This window comes from Rhizobium sp. NZLR8 (assembly GCF_019685025.1).
Taxonomy (GTDB): Bacteria; Pseudomonadota; Alphaproteobacteria; order Rhizobiales; family Rhizobiaceae; genus Rhizobium.
Genome location: NZ_JABDVY010000023.1, coordinates 64,648 through 85,672 on the forward strand (window position 1 = coordinate 64,648; position 21,025 = coordinate 85,672).

The window sequence follows — 21,025 nt, forward strand, 5'->3', positions numbered from 1 at the left end:
GTTTGCCGTCTCACGAAGCCGACGCCATCGCGCGATTGCGCGTTCGCCCCTGGCCTTTCTTCCGGCTGCGCGCGATCGGGCGATAGGAGCGGTAGAGGATGAGGGCGATGATCAGCCCGACATAGATATATTGCTGGAGATCGAGGATCTTGGTCGAGAGCGCGAAGTGCAGCGCTCCGCAGGCGGCGATGATAATGACCAGGCGGTGCAGCCAGATCCAATTCTTGCCGAGGCGGCGGATCGAGAAATTATTGGATGTCACCGCCAGCGGAATGAGCATCGCAAGGCCGGCCATGCCGAACATGATGAAGGGACGCTTCAGCACGTCGTTGATGACGGCATGGATATCCATCGCCTGGTCGAGCACCATGTAGACGGTGAAATGCATCAGCGCATAGTAGAAGGTCAGCAGGCCCAGCGCGCGGCGATAACGCAGATAGTTCCAGCCGAAGAGCTCGCGGGCAGGGGAGACGGCAAGCGTTGCGATCAGGAAACGGATCGTCCAGATGCCGAGGAAAAGCTCGAAGGTCTTGACCGGATCGGCGCCGAGCTGATCGGTCGCTCCGAGATAGAAGGTCCAGGCCGCCGGCAAAAGCCCGATGGCGTAAAGCAGCCAGACGGAGGCGGGCTGCCAGCGCTTGGGAATGGCAAGCGATAGTTCCGCCATCAGAAATTCGCTTTCAGATCCATGCCGGCATAAAGGCTCGCCACGTCGTCGGCATAACCGTTGAAGGGCAGGGTGGGGTGGCGGCTCGCGCCGAAGAAGCCGCTTTCGCCGATGCGCCGCTCGCTCGCCTGGCTCCAGCGCGGGTGGTCGACTGCGGGGTTGACGTTGGCGTAGAAGCCGTATTCCTGCGCATTGGTGACCTGCCAGGTGTTCTTCGGCTGCTGGTCGCTAAGCGTGATCCTGACGATCGACTTGATGCCCTTGAAGCCATATTTCCATGGCACGACGAGACGGACCGGCGCACCATTCTGGTTCGGCAGCGTTTCGCCATAAAGCCCGACGGCCAGCAACGTCAGCGGATGACGCGCCTCGTCGAGGCGCAGACCCTCGACATAGGGCCAGTCGAGCGACTGGAAGAAGCCCTTTTGTCCCGGCATCTCGTCTGGCCGCACCACGGTTTCGAAGGCGACGTATTTGGCGCTGCCGAGCGGCTCTACCTTGTCGAGCAGCGATGCCAACGGAAAGCCGTCCCAGGGAATGACCATCGACCACGCCTCGACGCAGCGCATGCGATAGGTGCGCTCCTCGATCGGAAATTCCTTGATCAGCGCCTCGAGGTCGAAAGTGCCTGGTTTGTTGACCATGCCGTCGACCTTGATTGTCCAAGGCAGCGGCTTGAAATCGCCGGAATTCGCGGCTGGATCGGCCTTGTCGAGGCCGAACTCATAGAAATTATTGTAGGTCGTGACGTCCTTGATCGGCGTCGGCTTCTCGTCGACCTTGTACTTGCTTTCGACCGCGGAGAGCGCCGCAGCACTCGCCTTGCCGGTGCTGTAGAGCCCAAAGGCCCCAAGTGCTGCCGCGCCCAGAAATTCACGACGGCGCAGGTATATCTGGCGTGGTGTGATCTCGGACGACGCGATCTTCGGTGGGCGATAGCTTGGCATGTCGAAAACCTCCTGGGCGGATCTTCGGAATATAGTCCCTAAGCGAACCGCCGGCATAACAGGATTAAAGCACGTCGCGCAAAAGTGTGCAGCGGTTTTGCGATAACGACATGCGTATAAACAAAGGCCTAAAGTGCGGGGAGCGAATCTGAAAGATCGCGATGCGCTTTAGTGTCTAAGCCTTGAATATTGCTGACGGGAAGCCAATTTTTTGTGTTCGGTCGTGATGGAATAGGTTGTAACCCAATGTCGCGCCAGACCGTATATGATCGATCGTACAAGGCGCTTCTCCGGGCAGCGTACCGGATTTGGCCTTGCCGGTAGTGACAGCCCCCGCCGATTGGATTAGGACAATTCCAAAAAGCAGCGTTGCCCGGCTGCAGGCTCAATGCCGTCCCGCTTCGCCTGATGATCTCCGCCACGTCGAGGAAGACACCGATGCCAGCCTACCGTTCCAGAACCACGACCCACGGCCGCAACATGGCAGGCGCGCGCGGCCTTTGGCGCGCCACGGGCATGAAGGATTCGGATTTCGGCAAGCCGATCATCGCGGTGGTGAATTCCTTCACCCAGTTCGTGCCCGGTCACGTGCACCTGAAAGACCTCGGCCAGCTCGTTGCCCGCGAAATCGAGGCGGCCGGCGGTGTCGCCAAGGAATTCAACACGATCGCCGTCGACGACGGCATCGCCATGGGCCATGACGGCATGCTCTATTCGCTGCCCTCGCGCGAGCTCATCGCCGACAGCGTCGAATACATGGTCAATGCCCATTGCGCCGACGCCATGGTCTGCATCTCCAACTGCGACAAGATCACTCCCGGCATGCTGATGGCGTCGCTGCGCCTCAACATCCCGACGGTCTTCGTCTCCGGCGGCCCGATGGAAGCGGGCAAGGTCGTGCTGCACGGCAAGACGCACGCGCTCGACCTCGTCGATGCCATGGTCGCCGCAGCCGATGACAAGATCAGCGACGAGGACGTCCAGACCATCGAACGCTCGGCCTGTCCGACCTGCGGCTCCTGCTCCGGCATGTTCACCGCCAATTCGATGAACTGCCTGACGGAAGCGCTCGGCCTGTCGCTGCCCGGCAACGGCTCGACGCTCGCAACCCACGCCGACCGCAAGCGCCTCTTCGTCGAGGCCGGCCATCTGATCGTCGATCTCGCCCGCCGCTATTACGAGCAGGACGACATCAAGGCGCTGCCGCGCACCATCGCTTCCAAGCAGGCTTTTGAGAATGCCATGACGCTCGATATCGCCATGGGCGGCTCGACCAACACGGTGCTGCACATCCTTGCTGCCGCCCACGAAGGCGAGATTGATTTCACCATGGCCGATATCGACGCGCTGTCGCGCCGGGTGCCGTGCCTGTCGAAGGTCGCACCCGCCAAGAGCGATGTTCATATGGAAGATGTGCACCGCGCCGGCGGCATCATGTCGATCCTCGGCGAACTCGACAAGGGCGGTCTGCTCAATCGCGATTGCCCGACCGTGCATGCCGAGACGCTGGGTGATGCGATCGACCGCTGGGATATCACCCGCACCAACAGCGAAACCGTGCGCAACTTCTATCGCGCCGCACCCGGCGGCATCCCGACCCAGGTCGCCTTCAGCCAGGAAGCCCGCTGGGACGAACTTGACACCGATCGCGAGAACGGCGTCATCCGCTCGGTCGAACATCCTTTCTCCAAGGATGGTGGTCTTGCCGTACTCAAGGGCAACCTTGCGATTGACGGCTGCATCGTCAAGACGGCAGGCGTCGATGAATCGATCCTGAAATTCTCCGGCCCGGCCCGCGTCTTCGAAAGCCAGGACGCTTCCGTCAAGGCAATCCTCGCCAACGAGGTCAAAGCGGGTGATGTCGTCGTCATCCGCTACGAAGGCCCGAAGGGCGGCCCCGGAATGCAGGAAATGCTCTATCCGACGAGCTATCTGAAGTCGAAGGGCCTCGGCAAGGCCTGTGCGCTCATCACCGACGGCCGCTTCTCCGGCGGCACCTCCGGACTGTCGATCGGCCACGCCTCGCCGGAAGCGGCAAATGGCGGCACGATCGGCTTGGTGCGTGAGGGCGACATGATCGACATCGACATCCCGAACCGGACGATCAGCCTGCGCGTCAGCGAGACCGAACTTGCCGTCCGCCGTGCCGATCAGGACGCCAAGGGCTGGCATCCGGTCGAAGTGCGCAAGCGCAACGTCACGACGGCGCTGAAGGCCTATGCCGCCTTCGCGACAAGTGCCGATCGCGGCGCCGTGCGGGATCTGAACGCCCGCTAACTGGTCGAAGCTATTCCCCGCTGATTGAGAGTCAGCTACTCCACCGACCGGTCGCTTTTAAAGCGGCCGGTTGATGTTTTTATAGGTCTCGCCGAGTTGCTTCAGCCGCTCGTCATAGGCAGCCTTGATACAGACGGCATCCGCCGCGCATTCCTGTCGTTTTTTCAGCCAGGCTGTCTGCTCGTCCTGCAATGTTCCGCGTGAGCCCATCGCCAGCAGACCGGAAAGCAGCTCGAAGGTCGTCACCATCTTCACGTCGGCATCGTTGAGCGCGCGGTTGTCGCAGATCGCCTTTTCGTCCGGCTTCAATTCTTTCGCATCGCAGTCGAAGCTCGCCGCCTGGGCCATATCCGATGCAAAGATCGAAATCGCAAAGCCAAAGACTATCGTCATCGCTCTTGCCGTCATCATTCCAATATCCCTGTTGTCGCCGGTCAAACCAGTTTGCGCAATGTCAGAGCCAGGAAGATGATGCAGGCGAGCCAGACGGCAAGGATGAAGATCAATCCGAGACGACTGGAGGGGCGCTCGAGGCGCTTTGTCGCCTGCTCTCGAAGCGCAGTCATCACGTCAGCCGGAACGAGCCGGGTCGCCAACATGATGCCGAGCGGCACGATCAGCAGATCGTCGAGATAACCGAGCACGGGAATGAAATCTGGGATGAGATCGATGGGCGACAGGGCGTATGCGGCAACGGCGCCGGCCACCGCTTTGGCATGCCAAGGCACGCGAGGGTCTCGGGCGGCAAGCCACAGAGCTACGATGTCACGCTTCAGTGACTTCGCCCAGTTTTTGGCTCTTGATATCAGTTGCATGGCCGAAATTCCTGAATCAAGTTCGCAATGACTTCAATCGGTTTCCAAGACGTCCCATGGCCTTATTCTTCCATGCTTCCGCCCTCTTTCCTTTCTAGCGTCGGGCCACAGAACAAGATTCAGATTTTAGGCCGGTTCGGTCTAAAATCTGAATCTTGTTCGCAATTAGGTAGTTAGAGCATGAGGTCGTCCGAAAACCGCTCACACTTTTCGGCATCATGCTCTAAAACGTTCCACACGAGGATTCAAAAGGGATACCCATGCAAGGCCTGTTCAAGCGCGTCTCCGTCTCGCTGTTCGCTCTCATGCTCGTTCTGCCAGCTGCGGCCAATGCGCAGACGGCAAAGACCGTGCCCGAAAGCCAGATGCAGATGCAGCTCTCCTTCGCGCCGCTCGTCAAACAAACGTCGGGCGCCGTCGTCAATGTCTATGCGGAAAAGACCGTCCGGCGGCAGTCGCCCTTTGCCGGCGATCCCTTCTTCGAGCAGTTTTTCGGCCAGCAGATGCCGAACCGTTCCGAGAAGCAGTCATCGCTCGGCTCCGGCGTCATCGTCGAGGCGAACGGCACCGTCGTGACCAACAATCACGTCGTCGAAGGCGCCGACGACATCAAGGTTGCGCTGCCGGACGGCCGCGAATTCCCCTGCACGGTGGTGCTGCGCGACGACCGTGTCGATCTTGCCGTGCTGAAGATCGACACCAAGGAAAGTTTTCCGACATTGCCGATCGGCAATTCCGATGCCGTTGAGGTCGGCGATCTCGTGCTGGCAATCGGCAACCCCTTCGGCGTCGGCCAGACGGTGACCAGCGGCATCGTCTCCGCACTTGCGCGCAACCAGGTCGTCAGGAACGAGTTCGGCTTCTTCATCCAGACCGATGCTTCGATCAATCCCGGCAATTCCGGCGGCGCCTTGATGAATATGAAAGGCGAACTGATCGGCATCAACACGGCGATCTTCTCGCGCGGCGGCGGCTCGAACGGCATCGGCTTTGCCATTCCCGCCAATCTCGTCAAGGTCTTCCTCACCTCGGCAGATGCCGGCGTCAAATCTTTCGAGCGGCCCTATGTCGGCGCGAGTTTCGATGCCGTGACCTCGGAAGTCGCCGAGGCGCTGGGGCTAAACAAAGCGCGCGGCGCGCTCGTCGTCAAGGTTTCGGAAGGCGGGCCGGCCGCCAAGGCCGGGCTGAAGGCCGGCCAAATCGTCACCGCTGTCGACGGTATTTCCGTCGAACATCCTGATGCGCTGCTTTACCGGCTGACGACGGCCGGTCTTGGCAAGTCGGTCAAACTGACCGTCGTCGAGAACGGCCGCGAGCAGCAGCTGCCGCTGACGCTCGACCGCGCTCCGGAAACCTCGCCGCGCGACCAGCGCACCATTGGCGGGCGCACCCCGTTTAGCGGCGCTGTCGTCGAGAACCTGTCGCCGCGGGTCGCCGACGAACTGCGCATGCCGTCGGAATCGGCAGGAGTCGTCGTATCCGAGGTGAAGGAGGATTCGCCTGCCGCCCGTCTCGGTTTCGAGCCGAAGGATATCATCGTCTCGATCAACGGCACGGACGTGAAGTCGACCAGCGAACTGTCCGAAATCGCCGATAGCGACCCCGGCCTCTGGCGGGTGGAGATCGAGCGCGACGGTCAGCGCATCCGGCAGTTCTTCCGATGAGCAATGATCTCTTCGCGCCGCGTGTTCCGGAGGAGGTGGCCGCCAGGCGGCCGCTTGCCGACCGGCTGCGGCCGAAGACGCTTGCCGATGTCACCGGTCAGGAGCATCTGACCGGTGAAGACGGCGTGCTGAAAAGAATGATCGAAAGCGGTTCGCTCGGCTCGATGATCTTCTGGGGCCCGCCCGGCACCGGCAAGACGACGGTGGCGCGGCTGCTTTCGGGCGAGGCGGGTTTGGCTTTCGAGCAGATATCGGCGATCTTTTCCGGCGTCGCCGATCTGAAGAAGGTGTTCGAGACCGCTCGCCTGCGGCGTATGGATGGCCGTCAGACGCTGCTCTTCGTCGACGAGATCCACCGCTTCAACCGCGCCCAGCAGGACAGTTTTCTGCCGGTCATGGAGGACGGCACCGTCATCCTCGTAGGCGCCACCACCGAAAACCCGTCCTTCGAACTCAACGCCGCATTGCTGTCGCGCGCGCGCGTGCTGACCTTCAAGTCGCATGACGAGGAGAGCCTGGAGGAGTTGCTGAAGCGCGCCGAGACGATCGAGCAGAAGCCGCTGCCGCTGACGGAGGAGGCTCGCGTCAGCCTGATCCGCATGGCAGACGGCGACGGTCGCGCGGTGCTGACGCTCGCCGAAGAGGTTTGGCGCGCCGCGCGCGAGGGTGAAAGCTTCGACACCGAAGGCCTGACGCGAATCGTCCAGCGCCGCGCCCCGGTCTACGACAAGGCGCAGGACGGCCATTACAATCTGATCTCGGCGCTGCATAAATCCGTGCGCGGCTCCGACCCGGATGCCGCGCTCTATTATCTCGCCCGCATGTTCGATGCCGGCGAGGATCCGCTCTATCTCGGCCGGCGGTTGGTACGCATGGCAGTGGAGGATATCGGTCTTGCCGATCCGCAGGCGCTGGTGATCTGCAACGCCGCCAAGGATGCTTATGAGTATCTCGGTTCCCCCGAGGGCGAACTGGCGCTGGCCCAGGCCTGCGTCTATCTCGCCACCGCGCCGAAATCGAATGCCGTCTACACCGCCTTCAAGGCGGCAAGCCAAGCCGCCAAGCAGAACGGCTCGCTGCTGCCGCCGAAGCATATCCTCAATGCGCCGACCAAGCTGATGAAGGGCGAAGGTTACGGCGACGGTTACCGCTACGACCACGACGAGCCGGACGCCTTTTCCGGCCAGGATTATTTCCCGGAGAAGATGGGCCGCCAGACCTTCTACGATCCGCCGGAGCGCGGTTTCGAGCGCGAAATCCGCAAGCGGCTGGAATGGTGGGACAAGCTTCGCAAGGAGCGCAAGCCGCGCTGACGCGTCTGGGCCTGTTCGGTTGGTGAACGGGGCTCAGCCGCCAAGCGCGATCGCTATTGCAACCAGAAGCAAGCCGAGACAAGTCATCGTCATCCCTGCATAAAAAGGCCTGCCTCCTGAAAACCTCGCCCACGCATAGCCCGTCACAAACAGCAGCATGATGAGAAACAGGTTGCTGGTTCTCAGCGCAAGGTGCGCACTGTCGATGAGAAGGAAAGGGATCACTGCGGGAATGGCCGTGGCCGAGACCAGAACGAAGACCGCGATTGCGGCAAACAGATCAGCTTTCGGTAGGGACACCTTCACAGGATCGGCCCGGCATGCGAGCGTCAGGAGTGATCGATAGAGTGCGTCCGCGTCGGCGCCCCTTGCCGAGAACGGTGCCTCTGCAATCGGGAATTCGTTCGCGAGCACCGTCAGCGCCGCAGATTCGCTTCTGGCGGTTTTGATTTGCCGAAAAAGGCGCAGCCGCCTGCTTTTGTAAAACGTCGTACCGAGGAAGAACAAGACGGCGTCAATAATCCCCCAAGCGACGTTGCAGCCGATCGTTGCGACGATCAGATCGTGGACATTTAAGCCTTCCTTTTCAAAAACCAGCCTCGAACCGACCGTCCACGTCAGCGCCATAATCAATCCGAAAAGTACTTCACCGAGCGCATCGCCAGGATCAATGATATTGGTGATACGACCGATCAGATTCGAAGTCATGGACCACTTCCTAGGTGATGAAGATCATGGTTTGATGTTTCCACCAGCGCTCTGGTCGTGGAAGCTAAGCTGATTTGCATGGGTTCGCGCTCTGGGCGGCTACGGCTCGCAACGGGTGAATTGTGATCGACATGGCAGCTTGATTCATTGATCGTGATCAAAGATCAGCTCGATTGGATGGGTCTATAGAGCGCGTCTGCGCTTAGCACTACCGCGTCGGAGTAGAGACGCGGTGCTGTAAAGCTCAGGAAGCGCGCGGCGTCTTCTGATTGCCAGGCCCGGCGATCACCTTGACGGACGAATCCGCCAGCCCGTGATGGCCTTCCATATCGACGACGACATGCCAGTGGCCGCTTTCTGGAACGGCGATCTTGATCGGCGATTTACGCGCCACGCCGCCGATATATTTGAAATCGAGAACCTCGGTGAAGCGCTGGAAATTCGGCGCCGTCATCAAGCGGACATTGTTCACCGCATTCAACGACACCTCGACGATTGTTCCGGCGCGTTGTTCCTTGATATCGTAATGGGTGAAGCGGAAATTCGGTTTCGGCATCTGTCTCGTTCATCTGAAGTCTCTGCGAAGATTTTACCAGCATGCCGGTTAAGGAAAAGTTGGAAATCAGTCTTGAAGCCTCAATCGACAAATCTCTAAGCGCGGTGTCGGAAAAGCATGATCCCTGCCGTCCTTGCGGTATCGACGCAAACATGGAGCAAGGACATGACGAAGATGACGTTGATTTCGATGGTCGCAACGGCTGCCGCATTCCTGGCCGCCCCTGATATGTCGAGCGCCGGCGGTGAAGTACCCGTTGTCGAGGAGAAGGCAGTAGCGCCGATCGTCAAAAAGGGAAGTCTGCCGGTCAATGGCATCGATTATTACTATGAGATCCGCGGCGAGGGCGAACCGCTGCTGCTGCTTCACGGTGGTCTCGGGCAGATCGAAATGTTCGCGCCCGTCATGCCTGTTTTCGCCGACCACCGGCAGGTGATCGCCGTCGATCTGCAGGGACATGGCCGCACGCCGCTCGGCAAACGGCCGATCGACCTTGCGGCAATCGGTGCCGATCTCGCAATCCTGGTGAAGCAGCTCGGCTACGACAAGCTCGACGTCTTCGGCTATTCCTTCGGTGGCGGGGTGGCGCTGAACATGGCGGCCAACGCGCCCGACCAGGTGCGCCGTCTGGTGATCCTCTCGGCGCCCTATGCGCAGGACGGCTTTTTCCCGGAGATGCTGCCGCAGCAGGCGGCCGTCGGCGCCGGCATGGCCGAGATGATGAAGGACTCGCCGATGTTCCTCTCCTATAAGGCGGTGGCGCCCGACGTTTCCGAATTTCCGAAACTGCTCGACGCCATGGGCGCGCTGATGCGCGAACCCAAGGACTATAGCGATGCGGTCGCCAAGCTTACCATGCCGGTGATGCTGATCTACGGCGATGCCGACATGATCCGTCCCGAGCATATGATTGACTTCTACCACAAGCTCGGCGGCGGCCTGCGCGATGCCGGTTGGATGCGGGAGAACATGTCGAAGAACCGGCTGGCAATCCTGCCCGATCTCACCCACTACGAGACCTTCGCCTCGCCGCTCATGGCGAATGTGGCAATGACCTTCCTCGACGGCGGCGGCAAGGCGCCGAACTGGGCCGAGCAGGTCGGAAGATAAGCGAGGCGGCCGGATTTTTCCCGGCCGCATTTTTTTCGCCATCAGCTGCCGCGTCGGTTTTCCCGATCCAGCTGCGTCACCAGCGCCAGGATCGTCTCCGATACCGGCGTCGGTACTGCAGTCAGGCGTCCAAGCGCCACCAGCATGCCGACCAGCGGCGTGATTTCGAGCGCCTTGCCGCCGATCAGGTCCTGCAGCATCGATGTCCGAACGCCGCCAATATTGCGCGATTGTTCCAGCCGTTGCTCGACTGTCATGCTGAAATGCGCGCCGAGCGCATCGCCGACGGCAAGCACTTCCTTCATAACTTTGCCCACCATGTCCATGAGCGCCGGATCCGTCATGATGTCTGTCATCAGCGCCCGTGTCAGGGCGCTGATCGGGTTGAAGGCAGCGTTGCCCATCAACTTGCTCCAGATTTCGCTTCGGATATCGGGAGTGGTCGTAATGCCGAGATCGGCGCCGGTCAGCACCGCCGCTATGGCCTCCAGATCGACAGACATTTCGCCGGACGGCTCGCCGAGCACGAAGCGTCCTTTGTGGGAAAGCTGGATCTCACCCGGATTGACCACTTCGGCGCCTTGATAGGCGACGCAGCCAATCACGCGCTCGGGGCCAACCAGCCGCCAAAGCCTGCCGCTGGGATCGAGCTCATCGAATTGCAGCTCCGCATGCCCGCTCCTGGTATCGCGATGGAAATACCACCAGGGAATGCCGTTGAGGGTCATTATGACGCGGGTGCCCTGTTTCAGCAGGCCTGCGATACCCGCGGCGGCGGGCGCCAACTGATGGCCCTTGAGGCCGGTGATGACCAGATCTTGCGGCGGCAATGTCTTGGGATCGTCGGTTGCGGTCAGCCGCACGTTGAGCGGCGTTTCCGCATCGGCTTCGCGCAGGCTGAGGCCGTTGCTGCGGATGGCGTCGAGATGTGCCCCGCGTGCGACGACGGAAACAGTGATGTAGTCATCGGCCCGGCTTGCGAGCTTGGCGGCGATGGCGCCGCCAAGGGCACCGGCGCCATAAATGCAAATGGTCTTGATGGACATGGATTTGCCTCTTCACGGTGGTGTCTGCCTTAGATCTAGGCCATCCGTGGCGTGAGGCGAATGCCAATATGCCGCAAGGCGCTCTGTCCCGCCGTAACGACAGTGCCGCCGCACCCTTACATCCGGGATGCGGCGGCGGTACCGGCCTTGGCTCTCAGGCCGAGGCTTTTGCATCGCTCGAAAAATCCGTGGAGAGGGCAAGTTCACGCCAGACGGCAAGCTCCTTTTCGACGCTGGCATGCTGCTCCTCGATCACAGCCACCGTGTCGCTGCCGAACGGCATGCGCAGCGGCGGGTTGGCTGAATTGACCATCTTCATGATGCCGGCGGCGAGCTTGGCGGGATTGCCGGGCTGGGCATGATTGGCGTCGGCGGCGAAATTGCGCATGTTGCCGGCCGGCGTGCCTTCGTAATCGGCGATGGAGGTCGGGCTCACCGCCAGCGACGTATCGGCGAGGAAGTCCGTGCGGAAGAAGCCGGGCTCGACGATCGTCACCGTGATGCCGAAAGGTTCGAGTTCGGCGGCCATCGATTCGGACAGGCCTTCGACGGCGAATTTCGTCGAGCCGTAGACGCCCCAGCCGGGATAGCCGAAGTAACCGCCGATCGAAGAGAAGTTCAGAATATGGCCGGAACGCTGGCGGCGCATATAAGGCAACACGGCGCGCGTCACCTTCAGCAGGCCGAAGACATTCGTGGCATAGAGCTTTTCGATCTCTTCGGCCGTGGCTTCCTCGACGGCGCCGAGCAGGCCGTAGCCGGCATTGTTGGCGAGAACATCGATGCGGCCGAAGCGGGCGATGCCGGTAGCCGCAGCGTCTTTCGCCTGCGCCTCGTTGGTGACATCGAGTGCGACGGTAAGCAGATTCGGATGATCGCCGAACTGCTCGGTCACGGTCTTCGGGTTGCGGGCGGTGGCGATAACGGCATCGCCTGATGCAAGGGCTTCCTTGGTCATCAGCGCGCCGAAGCCGCGGGATGCACCAGTGATGAACCAGACTTTCATGACGAATTCCTTTCGGGGACTATTTGCTTGTCTCGGCGTCGCATCTCTGTGCTGACGGGGTTGAATTTGACCGAAAATCCGTTGCTGTATAAGATTTGTTATTCTTGAAACTATGATGAGCAAAATTCAGCAATGCGTGCCACCGAACTTTCCGAACTCGCGGCTTTTGCGGCCGTTGCCCGGCAAAAGAGTTTTCGCAAGGCCGGCGAGGAGAGGGGTGTCACCGCTTCGGCAGTCAGCCATGCCGTGCTCAACCTTGAAGACCGTATCGGCATTCGCCTGCTCAACCGTACGACGCGCAGCGTCTCGCTGACCGAGGCCGGCGAACTGCTGATCTCGCATCTCGACCCGGCCTTTGGCGAGATGGCAGCAGCGCTCGATGCGTTGAACCGATATCGCGACACGCCCTTCGGCAAGGTGAGGATCAATGTGCCGAATTCGATCGGCCCCTTCGTCATCGGCCGCGTCATTGCTCCGTTGCTCCAACGCAATCCCAATTTGCAGTTGGAGATCAACGCGACAGACAGGCTGGTCGATATTGTCGAGGAGGGTTTCGATGCCGGCATCCGCTTCGGTGAGCGCCTCACCGAGGGCATGATCGCACTGCGCATCAAGCCGCGCATCCGCTTGGTCGTCGTCGCTTCGCCCGCCTATTTCGAGGCCCGGCCGAAGCCGGCGACGCCGCACGATCTCAAGCGCCATCTCTGTATCCAGAACATGTTTCCGTCAGGTGCACGCTATGCCTGGGAGTTCGAGAAGGATGGCCAGGCGGTGAGCTTTCAGCCGACGGGACCGCTGTCGCTCGACGATCACGAACTGATGATGCAGGCAGCGCTCGGCGGTGTCGGTCTTGCCTATATCTGGGAACCGCGCGTGGAAAAGGCGATCGCCAATGGCGAACTGATCCAGGTGTTGGAAGACTGGTGCCAGCCGGAGGAGCCGCTCTATCTCTACTATCCGAGCCGACGCCACATGTCGGCGGGCTTCAGGGCAGTCATCGACGCGATGAGAGCCGAGTAAAAAAGGTGAGGATTCGCATCCCTCAGCCTTTTGACTCCTGCGCGTGAACTGGCCAATGATGCTGCCATGGCCGCCATGGCCAGCATCATCGGGAGAGGTTGATGAACGGTCGAATTTTGCCAACTGGTAATCGAAGAGCTTCAAAGCGGCTCAGCGGTCTGTTGCCCACATTGGCCGCGCTGATGCTGCTGGCTTCGGCGGCGGCCGGCAAGGACATTGGACCGCAAAGCCAGGCCTCACGCGAGCAGGTCGAAAAGCTCGTCGGCCTCTGGAAGGATCATTTTGCCGGCGCCGACGGCTTGCAGCAGCGGCGGACAGCCTTTCGGGCGCTGATGGAAACGACGCCGGGGCCGACCCGCATCCAGGTCCGGCAGGTCGATGCGGACGGCGTCGATGCCGAGCTGATGTGGCCGGCCCGGCTACATCACCCGATCGGCCAAAGGATGATCCTCTATATTCACGGCGGCGGCTTCTCCAGCGGCTCCATCCGCACGCATAGCCTGCTTGCCGGCTCGCTCGCCAAGGCCGCATCCAGCGATGTGCTTCTTGTCGATTATCGGCTGATGCCCGAATATACCTATCCCGCGCAGATCAACGACGCGCTGACGGCCTATCGCTGGCTTCTCGACAATGGTTATCGCAATGACAATATCGTCATCGCGGGAGACGGCGCCGGCGGCAATATCGCGATCGAAACCGTGCTCCGGCAGATGCAGGCCGGAAAGGCGCTGCCGGCGGCGGTCATTGCGCTCAGCCCCATCACCGATCTTGCCGCGACGGGCGGATCGATGACATCGAATGCCGACAGCGATCCGCTGGTCGGCAAAGACTGGATCGGGGCCTTACGCAAGGCCTATCTCGGCAACCGGTCGCCGACCGATCCCCAGGCATCGCCGCTTTATGCCGATATGACCGGCTTTCCGCCGCTGCTGCTACAGGTCGGTTCCGGCGAAGTCCTGCTGGATGACACGTTGCGGCTCGCCGACAAGGCGCGCCAGGCGGGGGTGGACGTCACCACCGAGATCTGGCCAGGCATGCCGCATCAGTGGCAGTTGTTTCCCTCGCTGCTCGACGATGCCGATCGGTCGAGTCAGAATCTCGCCGAGTTTGCGATCCGGCATTTTGAGGACAAACCGGAATAATAGGGGCCACAAGAGTAGGGACTCACTCTCTCATTGCGATGTGCCACGCGACGGTGACGGCGCCAGCGGCCGCTCGACTTCCCGGCCCACGCTGAGCGCCTTTCTGATATTGGGCTCCAGCCGCTCGATATAGGCGTGATCGGGCGCGGCGCCGAGCGCATCCAGCATTTTCGAGAAGAAACACCGGGCCGCTGCCGCGGCCGTGATGTCGAAGACCTCGGCATCGCTCAGCCCGTGTTTCTTCAGCCCGTCTATATCCTGCTGGGTGACCGACGTCGCGTCGCGCGCCACCTTGGCGGCAAAGGCCATGATCGCCCGTTCGCCGGCATCGATCGGCGCTTTCTCCGTCTCGTTGACAACGGCCGTCAGCCCGTCGCTGGTAAAGCCCTCGCGCAACAGCACCGAGCCGTGCGCCAGCATGCAATAGGAGGATTTCAGCTCCTTGGCCGCCGCCAGCGTCACCAACTCATAGCGCCTGAGGCTCATATGGCCGCGAATGCTCGAAAGCAGCGCTGCCCAGTTCTCCATCACCTCCGGCCGGTGACCGAAGGCACGGTACATGTTCGGCAGATAACCATAATTCGCCTCGGCCGACGCATACATCGACGTCGTCTTCTCGCTGGCGGATGCATTGGGGGTGTGAATGAAAGCCATGGCATGATCCTCCTCTATTGAGAAGGATAGGGTAGATATGCAGGACAGCAATCCTGAATTAACAGGTAGCGTCACTGCTCGCAGAAGCGTTACCGGTTCGCTCGATGGGAAGGGTTATGGTAAAGGTCGATCCGCACCCTCGTGCGATGCCGGTGCCGGCAATTCCAGTCGACGTTCCCGCACGAAAATAACGCTGGAACAGCCGGGGCACGTCTTCGGGATCGATCCCCACGCCGTCATCGCTGACCGAGACTGTGACGTTTCCCGTCTCCTCCCATGCCGTGACGCGAATTTCGGAGGTTCCGAGCGCGTATTTGACGGCATTGGACAGCAGGTTGGTAAAGACCTGCGCCAAAGTGCGCGGATCGGCATCGATGAACTCAGGTAGCCTGTCGATCTCCAATACAAAGCTGTGCGTCCTGGCGATCGAAGACTGCCGCTCGCAACAGGTTCTTATCAATGATCTCAAGGCGCAGGCGTCGTAGCTGATATCGATTTTGCCGGTGTCGAGGCGCCCGGCCGAAAAGATGCTCTCCATAAGATCGACGATCCGGTTAACCGATGCGCGGACTGCTCGTCCAGAAGGCCAGGGCTGTCCTTTCCCACCTCGTTGACATCACTCGGCATGGGTTCACTGATCCTGACAAACAAGCCAGCCGAGTGATTGGAATTTAGATCGTTCCAATTTTCCGATTGAGATTACGATCGAGAACGGCGCCGAATTCTCAATGGAAATGAACAAATCGATAATGGGGCTGCAAATGTCACTTGACAAAATTGGAACGTTCCAAATATTTATCCATCAGTCGACGTCGTGGTCGGAGAGGGAAATGACAAAGACGCGGGTAACCGTCATCGACATCGCAAAGGCCGCCGGCGTCTCCAAGTCGACGGTTTCGCTGGTGCTTCAGGGCTCCTCCCTGGTCAATGAAGGGACGCGTGCCAAGGTCAATGCCGTGATGCGCGAACTCGGCTACGTCTATAATCGCGGCGCAGCCAATCTTCGCCAAGCCGGTGCCAAATCGAAGATCGTAGGGGTCGTAGTCAACGACCTGACGAACAGCTTCTTTGCCGAGCTGGCGGTCGGCGTCGATATGGTCGTTCAGTCGGCCGGATTCGTGCAGTTCCTGTCGAACACCAGTGAAAGCATCGACCGGCAGCGCGAGGTCGTCGCATCGATGCGTGAGCATGGCATTTCGGGGCTGATCGTCTCGCCGGCGCGCGCCACCGATGCCGCCGATTTCAAGCCGCTCGTGGCGGCCGGCATACCGGTGGTGGTGGTCGTTCGAAACCTGCCCGGCGCCAAGGTCTCGTCGATCGTCTCCGACAACCAGGCCGGCATGATGTCTGCGGTCAAGCACCTGGCGGGCCTCGGTCACAAGCGCATCGCTTTTCTCGGCGGCTTTCCCGACACCGCCGTCTTCGACGACCGGCTTGCCGGTTACCGAAGCGGTGTAGAGGCAACCGGGCTCGATTATCACGAGGATCTGGTCGTCTCATCCGCGCCGTCGCGGGCCGGCGGGGTAGAGGCGATCGGAAAGGCGATTACGCTTGGCCGTCGGCCGACCGCAGCGGTCTGCTTCAACGATGCCGTGGCCTTCGGCGTTTGCGACGGATTGCGCGCGCGCCGTCTGGAGCCTGGCGCCGACTTCGCAGTGGTGGGTTTCGACGATGTCATCGAGGCTCAGGCAGCGGTTCCGGCGTTGACGACGGTCTCGGTCGATCCGCAAGGCATCGGGCGCCGCGGCGCACAGATGCTTCTGAAGCAGATCAATGCCGGCAAGGCCGAGGCCGAGACGGTGATAACAGCCGTTCGCCTGGTTGTCCGCGAGAGCTGCGGCGCTGGCAAGACCACGCCGGCAAAGACCGGCAAGAGCGTAAAAATCGAAACAGGACGCTGAGCAACGCATATGAAGAAGCATCTCACCCCAGCCGAAGCGGCCGCGTTGATCCCGGATGGCGCCGTTGTGACGGTATCGTCATCGAGCGGTCTCGGTTGCCCGGATCTCATGCTGAGGGCCATTGGCGAGCGTTTCGATGCGACCGGTCATCCCCGTGACTTGACGACCCTTCATCCGATCGCCGCCGGCGACATGAGCGGCATCAAGGGCGTCGACCATATTGCCAGGAAGGGTCTGCTCAAGCGTATCATCGGCGGCTCCTATCCATCGGGACCGTCGTCATCAGAGCCGCCGCTGATCTGGCAGATGATCACCAATAACGAGATCCCGGCATACAATATTCCCTCCGGCATCCTCTTCGACATCCATCGCGAAGCCGCCGCCAAACGGCCGGGCGTCCTGACCAAGATCGGCATCGACACATTCGTCGATCCCGAGCGGCAGGGCTGCGCGATGAACGAGCTGGCTTCGGAACACCCGGTGGTCAAGCGTGTCGGCTTCGAGGGTGACGACTGGCTGTTCTTCCCCTCGATCGTCCCTCAGGTCGCCATTATCCGCGCCACCACCGCCGATGAGCGTGGCAATCTCACATACGAACATGAAGGCGCATATCTCGGCGGCCTCGATCAGGCGCTGGCCGCCCGCAACAATGGCGGCATCGTCATCGCGCAGGTCAAGCGGATCACCAAGGAAGGCTCGCTGAAACCCCATGACGTCCGCGTGCCTGGAATGCTGGTCGACTATATCATCGTCGATCCCGATCAGAAGCAGACGACGCAGACAGGGTACGATCCGGCAATTTCCGGTGAGATCTTCCGCCCGCTCGCGAGCTTCCACGTTCCGGAATTCAATGTTCAGAAAGTCATCGCGCGCCGCGTCGCGCAGGAACTTCAATCGGGAAGCTGCGTCAATCTCGGTTTTGGCATCTCGGCCAACGTGCCGCGCATTCTGCTGGAGGAGGGCCTTCACGGCGCGGTCACCTGGGTGATCGAGCAAGGCGCGGTCGGTGGGGTGCCGCTGCTCGACTTCGCCTTCGGCTGCGCCTCCAATGCGGACGCCTATATGCCGTCTCCCCATCAGTTCACTTACTTCCAGGGCGCAGGTTTCGATGCGTCGCTGCTGTCCTTCCTCGAGATCGGCAAGGACGGTTCGGTCAACGTCTCCAAGCTTTCCTTCCGGCCGCATGTAACGGCTGGCGCCGGCGGCTTCGTCGACATCACGGCGCGGGCAAAGAAAATCGTTTTCTCCGGCATGTTCAACGCCGGAGCAAAGCTTTCGATCGCCGATGGGGCTCTTCTCATCGAGAAGGAAGGCAAGCTGAAGAAGCTCGTCAACGCGGTCGAACATGTCACTTTCAGCGGCAGGCGGGCGATCGAGCAGGGGCAGGACATAACCTATGTCACCGAACGGTGCGTCATGAAGCTGACGCCTGATGGCATCGTCCTCACCGAGATTGCGCCCGGCGTCGATCTCCAGTCCCATATCCTCGATCAATCGGAGTTTCCGCTGATCGTCGCCCCCGACCTGAAGGTCATGGACGCCGCACTCTTCGGCGAGGCAGCCATCGGCCTGTCGCTTCCAGCCAAAAGGGAACGGACGCTGGAGGGCGGTTTCAATGGCTAGCGGAACAGTCAGAGTTGACATCGACGGGCACGTTGCGACGCTGACGCTTTGCCGTCCGGAGAAACTGAACGCGCTCGATCTCGACATGCTGAAGGCCTTAGCGGACGCGGCCGACGCGGTGGAAGCGAACCCGGATGTGCGCGCTGCCGTTCTGACTGGCGAAGGAAAGGGCTTTTCCGCCGGCGGCGATATCAAGGCCTGGGGCGGTATGCTGCCGCAGGAATTCGGTCATCTCTGGGTTCGGCACGGTCATCGTATCTTCGAAAGACTGGCGACGCTGCGAGTGCCGCTGGTCGCGGCGCTGAACGGCCACGCCTTCGGTGGCGGGCTGGAGCTTGCAGGCGTTGCCGATATTCGCCTCGCAGAGCAACACATCAAGATCGGCCTGCCGGAGACCGGCCTCGGAATGGTGCCGGGCTGGTCGGGGACCCAGCGTCTCGTGCGCCGGTTCGGGGCGCAGGCCATCCGGCGCATGGCGCTCGGCGGTGAGATCTTCACCGCCGAGGAGGCAAGGCTGCTCGGCATCGTCGACGCAGTCGTTCCAACAGGAAATTCACTCGCCGCCGCCAGGGAATATGCTGAGAGGATTGCTGCAAGAGGGCCGGCTGCCGTCGAGATCGCCAAGTTGATGATCGCATCGGCGAATGGTGAAGACAATGGAACCGCAGTCGAAGCCCTGGGCTCGATCCTCGCCGCCAAGACCGGCGATCTGAAGGAGGGCGTCGCATCATTCAGCGAGAAGCGCCCGGCAACGTTCAAGGGAGAATGGTAATGACGGTACTCGTCAACCCCACCGCGCTCAGCGACCACAGAGCGCGTGATTTCAAGATGCTGATCGATGGCAAATGGGAGACCGGCGCTGCCGATCCGATCGAGCGTGTCGCGCCAAGCCATGGTGTCGTGGTCAGCCGGTTCCCGACCGGCAGCAGGACGGATGCCGAGCGCGCCATTGCTGCGGCACGCAAGGCCTTCGACCTCGGGCCATGGCCCCGCATGACCGCGTCCGAACGGTCCGCCATCCTGCTCAAAGCTGCCGATCTGATCGCCGCGCGTGCAGAGGAGCTGGCGTTTCTGGATGCTATCGAGGCAGGCAAACCGATCACGCAGGTGCGGGGCGAAATTGCCGGCTCGGTCGATATCTGGCGCTATGCGGCGGCTCTTGCACGCGATCTCCATGGCGAAAGCTACAATACGCTCGGCGACGGCACGCTCGGCGTCGTCCTGCGCGAAGCGATTGGCGTGGTCGCGATCATCACGCCCTGGAACTTTCCGTTCCTGATCGTCGGCCAGAAGCTGCCCTTCGCGCTCGCCGCGGGCTGCACCGCCGTCGTCAAACCCTCGGAGCTGACCTCAGGATCGACACTTGTGCTCGGAGAGATCTTGCAGCAGGCAGGCGTTCCGGATGGCGTCGTCAACATTGTCACCGGTGGGGGATCTGAGGTCGGCGCCATCATGACCTCTCATCCTGACGTCGACATGGTGTCCTTCACCGGCTCGACCGGCGTCGGAAAACTGACGATGTCGAATGCGGCGCAGACGCTGAAGAAGGTGTCGTTGGAATTGGGGGGCAAGAACCCACAGATCGTCTTTCCGGATGCCGATCTCGATGCGTTCATCGACGCTGCGGTCTTCGGCGCCTATTTCAATGCCGGCGAGTGCTGCAACGCCGGCTCGCGGCTGATCCTGCACAAATCAATCGCCTCCGATGTCGTCAAGCGGATTGCCGCGTTGTCGAAGGCAGTGAAGGTCGGCGACCCGCTCGATCCATCGACGCAGGTCGGCGCGATTATCACGCCGCAGCACCTGGAGAAGATTTCAGGATATGTCGCCGGTGCCAGGAGCAGCGGTGCTCGGATCGCGCATGGCGGCGAGACGCTCGACCTCGGCATGGGACAGTTCATGTCGCCGACGATCCTCGAAGAGGTTACCCCTGATATGGCGGTGGCGCGCGAGGAGGTCTTTGGCCCGGTCCTTTCGGTCCTGACATTCGAGACATCGGCAGAAGCGATCAGCATCGCCAATTCCATCGACTACGGTCTGTCGGCCGGTGTCTGGAGCCGCGATTTCGACACGTGCCTGACGATCGGCCGGTCGGTGCGGGCAGGGACGGTCTGGATGAACACCTTTATGGACGGCGCCTCGGAGCTTCCCTTCGGCGGTTACAAGCAGAGCGGCCTCGGCCGCGAGCTCGGCCGCCATGCGGTCGAGGACTACACCGAGACCAAGACGCTGAACATGCATATCGGCAAACGCACCGGCTGGTGGATGCCGCAGACGGAAAAGCTGGCTTAGCCGGTAATGAAACTACGCCTGAGGAGGGCGGGTGATTGGTGCGGGAATGGGTCCCGCATCTTCCAAAATGGAACTGGGAGGATCTTCGATGAATAGGTTTTTGACCACGACTGCCGTGATCGCATTGGCTCTGGCCGGCGCTCATGTGTCCGCTCGCGCAGCTGACGTGAAAGAAGTTCAGATGCTGCACTGGTGGACGTCTGGCGGCGAGGCAGCGGCGCTGAACGTTTTGAAGCAGGATCTGTCGAAGGAAGGTTTTGCCTGGAAGGACGTGCCGGTTGCCG

The 21,025-nt window shown here is 61.1% G+C and carries 19 protein-coding genes and 2 pseudogenes; 11 read left to right on the top strand and 10 right to left on the bottom strand.

The annotated features are described in order from the left end of the window. Positions 1 to 10: 10 nt before the first annotated feature. On the bottom strand, positions 11 to 667 hold the full coding sequence (msrQ, locus tag HJB89_RS31590; RefSeq protein ID WP_207583849.1) for a protein-methionine-sulfoxide reductase heme-binding subunit MsrQ: 657 nt from the start codon (positions 665 to 667) through the stop codon (positions 11 to 13). Continuing rightward, positions 667 to 1,614 (bottom strand): protein-methionine-sulfoxide reductase catalytic subunit MsrP, encoded by a 948-nt coding sequence (gene msrP, locus HJB89_RS31595; RefSeq protein ID WP_207583850.1) that lies wholly within the window; start codon positions 1,612 to 1,614, stop codon positions 667 to 669. Before msrP ends, msrQ begins: the two co-directional genes overlap by 1 nt. 438 nt (positions 1,615 to 2,052) lie before the next feature. Between msrP and ilvD the strand changes: the two genes are divergently transcribed. Further along, positions 2,053 to 3,891 carry a dihydroxy-acid dehydratase gene (gene ilvD / locus HJB89_RS31600; RefSeq protein ID WP_207583851.1) on the top strand — a complete coding sequence of 613 codons (1,839 nt, stop codon included), beginning with the start codon at positions 2,053 to 2,055 and terminating at the stop codon, positions 3,889 to 3,891. A 57-nt stretch (positions 3,892 to 3,948) separates the two neighbouring features. On the opposite strand, the gene HJB89_RS31605 is transcribed toward ilvD, so the two are convergent. Then, positions 3,949 to 4,302 carry a lysozyme inhibitor LprI family protein gene (locus tag HJB89_RS31605; protein WP_207583852.1) on the bottom strand — a complete coding sequence of 118 codons (354 nt, stop codon included), beginning with the start codon at positions 4,300 to 4,302 and terminating at the stop codon, positions 3,949 to 3,951. Positions 4,303 to 4,325: 23 nt separating this feature from the next. Then, positions 4,326 to 4,706: a YkvA family protein gene (locus tag HJB89_RS31610; protein WP_221131561.1), complete on the bottom strand. Its 381-nt coding sequence runs from the start codon at positions 4,704 to 4,706 to the stop codon at positions 4,326 to 4,328. A 260-nt stretch (positions 4,707 to 4,966) separates the two neighbouring features. On the opposite strand from HJB89_RS31610, the gene HJB89_RS31615 reads away from it, so the two are divergent. Together HJB89_RS31615 and HJB89_RS31620 are read left to right on the top strand one after the other, a co-directional pair. Further along, positions 4,967 to 6,370, top strand: a complete 1,404-nt coding sequence (locus HJB89_RS31615) for a DegQ family serine endoprotease (protein ID WP_221131562.1) — start codon at positions 4,967 to 4,969, stop codon at positions 6,368 to 6,370. After that, positions 6,367 to 7,683, top strand: a complete 1,317-nt coding sequence (locus HJB89_RS31620; RefSeq protein ID WP_221116275.1) for a replication-associated recombination protein A — start codon at positions 6,367 to 6,369, stop codon at positions 7,681 to 7,683. The genes HJB89_RS31615 and HJB89_RS31620 overlap by 4 nt, the downstream gene beginning before the upstream one ends. Positions 7,684 to 7,716: 33 nt before the next feature. On the opposite strand, the gene HJB89_RS31625 is transcribed toward HJB89_RS31620, so the two are convergent. Both HJB89_RS31625 and HJB89_RS31630 read right to left on the bottom strand, forming a co-directional pair. Further along, entirely contained in the window at positions 7,717 to 8,391 is a 675-nt protein-coding gene (locus tag HJB89_RS31625) for a VIT1/CCC1 transporter family protein (protein WP_207583856.1), read from the bottom strand. A 244-nt stretch (positions 8,392 to 8,635) separates the two neighbouring features. Continuing rightward, the gene (locus HJB89_RS31630) at positions 8,636 to 8,947 is read right to left on the bottom strand and encodes a DUF1883 domain-containing protein (RefSeq protein ID WP_207583857.1); all 312 of its coding nucleotides are present in this window, start codon (positions 8,945 to 8,947) and stop codon (positions 8,636 to 8,638) included. A gap of 117 nt (positions 8,948 to 9,064) precedes the next feature. Here HJB89_RS31630 and HJB89_RS31635 point away from each other — a divergent pair, with 117 nt between their 5' ends. Then, positions 9,065 to 10,057 (top strand): alpha/beta fold hydrolase, encoded by a 993-nt coding sequence (locus HJB89_RS31635; RefSeq protein ID WP_207583858.1) that lies wholly within the window; start codon positions 9,065 to 9,067, stop codon positions 10,055 to 10,057. A gap of 41 nt (positions 10,058 to 10,098) precedes the next feature. Here HJB89_RS31635 and HJB89_RS31640 read toward each other — a convergent pair whose 3' ends face one another. Continuing rightward, the gene (locus tag HJB89_RS31640; protein ID WP_207583859.1) at positions 10,099 to 11,103 is read right to left on the bottom strand and encodes a ketopantoate reductase family protein; all 1,005 of its coding nucleotides are present in this window, start codon (positions 11,101 to 11,103) and stop codon (positions 10,099 to 10,101) included. 154 nt (positions 11,104 to 11,257) lie between these two features. Beyond that, complete coding sequence (locus HJB89_RS31645) at positions 11,258 to 12,109, bottom strand: oxidoreductase (protein WP_221116276.1); 852 nt, start codon at positions 12,107 to 12,109, stop codon at positions 11,258 to 11,260. A gap of 132 nt (positions 12,110 to 12,241) precedes the next feature. On the opposite strand from HJB89_RS31645, the gene HJB89_RS31650 reads away from it, so the two are divergent. Continuing rightward, positions 12,242 to 13,129 (top strand): LysR family transcriptional regulator, encoded by an 888-nt coding sequence (locus tag HJB89_RS31650; protein ID WP_221116277.1) that lies wholly within the window; start codon positions 12,242 to 12,244, stop codon positions 13,127 to 13,129. Positions 13,130 to 13,299: 170 nt separating this feature from the next. Then, positions 13,300 to 14,271, top strand: coding sequence for an alpha/beta hydrolase (locus HJB89_RS31655; RefSeq protein ID WP_207584293.1), 972 nt, complete (start codon positions 13,300 to 13,302; stop codon positions 14,269 to 14,271). Positions 14,272 to 14,301: 30 nt separating this feature from the next. On the opposite strand, the gene HJB89_RS31660 is transcribed toward HJB89_RS31655, so the two are convergent. Both HJB89_RS31660 and HJB89_RS31665 read right to left on the bottom strand, forming a co-directional pair. Then, complete coding sequence (locus HJB89_RS31660; RefSeq protein WP_221116278.1) at positions 14,302 to 14,925, bottom strand: carboxymuconolactone decarboxylase family protein; 624 nt, start codon at positions 14,923 to 14,925, stop codon at positions 14,302 to 14,304. A 58-nt stretch (positions 14,926 to 14,983) separates the two neighbouring features. Then, positions 14,984 to 15,496: pseudogene (locus HJB89_RS31665) on the bottom strand (sensor histidine kinase); the annotation flags it as partial. A gap of 259 nt (positions 15,497 to 15,755) precedes the next feature. On the opposite strand from HJB89_RS31665, the gene HJB89_RS31670 reads away from it, so the two are divergent. The 5 genes and pseudogenes from HJB89_RS31670 to HJB89_RS31690 all read left to right on the top strand — a co-directional run. After that, on the top strand, positions 15,756 to 16,826 hold the full coding sequence (locus tag HJB89_RS31670; RefSeq protein WP_221150955.1) for a LacI family DNA-binding transcriptional regulator: 1,071 nt from the start codon (positions 15,756 to 15,758) through the stop codon (positions 16,824 to 16,826). Positions 16,827 to 16,835: 9 nt separating this feature from the next. After that, the gene (locus tag HJB89_RS31675) at positions 16,836 to 18,449 is read left to right on the top strand and encodes an acyl CoA:acetate/3-ketoacid CoA transferase (protein ID WP_221150956.1); all 1,614 of its coding nucleotides are present in this window, start codon (positions 16,836 to 16,838) and stop codon (positions 18,447 to 18,449) included. Then, positions 18,442 to 19,221 (top strand): enoyl-CoA hydratase/isomerase family protein, encoded by a 780-nt coding sequence (locus tag HJB89_RS31680; RefSeq protein WP_221150957.1) that lies wholly within the window; start codon positions 18,442 to 18,444, stop codon positions 19,219 to 19,221. The genes HJB89_RS31675 and HJB89_RS31680 overlap by 8 nt, the downstream gene beginning before the upstream one ends. Further along, entirely contained in the window at positions 19,221 to 20,741 is a 1,521-nt protein-coding gene (locus HJB89_RS31685) for an aldehyde dehydrogenase family protein (protein ID WP_221150958.1), read from the top strand. Before HJB89_RS31680 ends, HJB89_RS31685 begins: the two co-directional genes overlap by 1 nt. A gap of 88 nt (positions 20,742 to 20,829) precedes the next feature. Continuing rightward, positions 20,830 to 21,025, top strand: a pseudogene (locus tag HJB89_RS31690) (sugar ABC transporter substrate-binding protein); the annotation flags it as partial.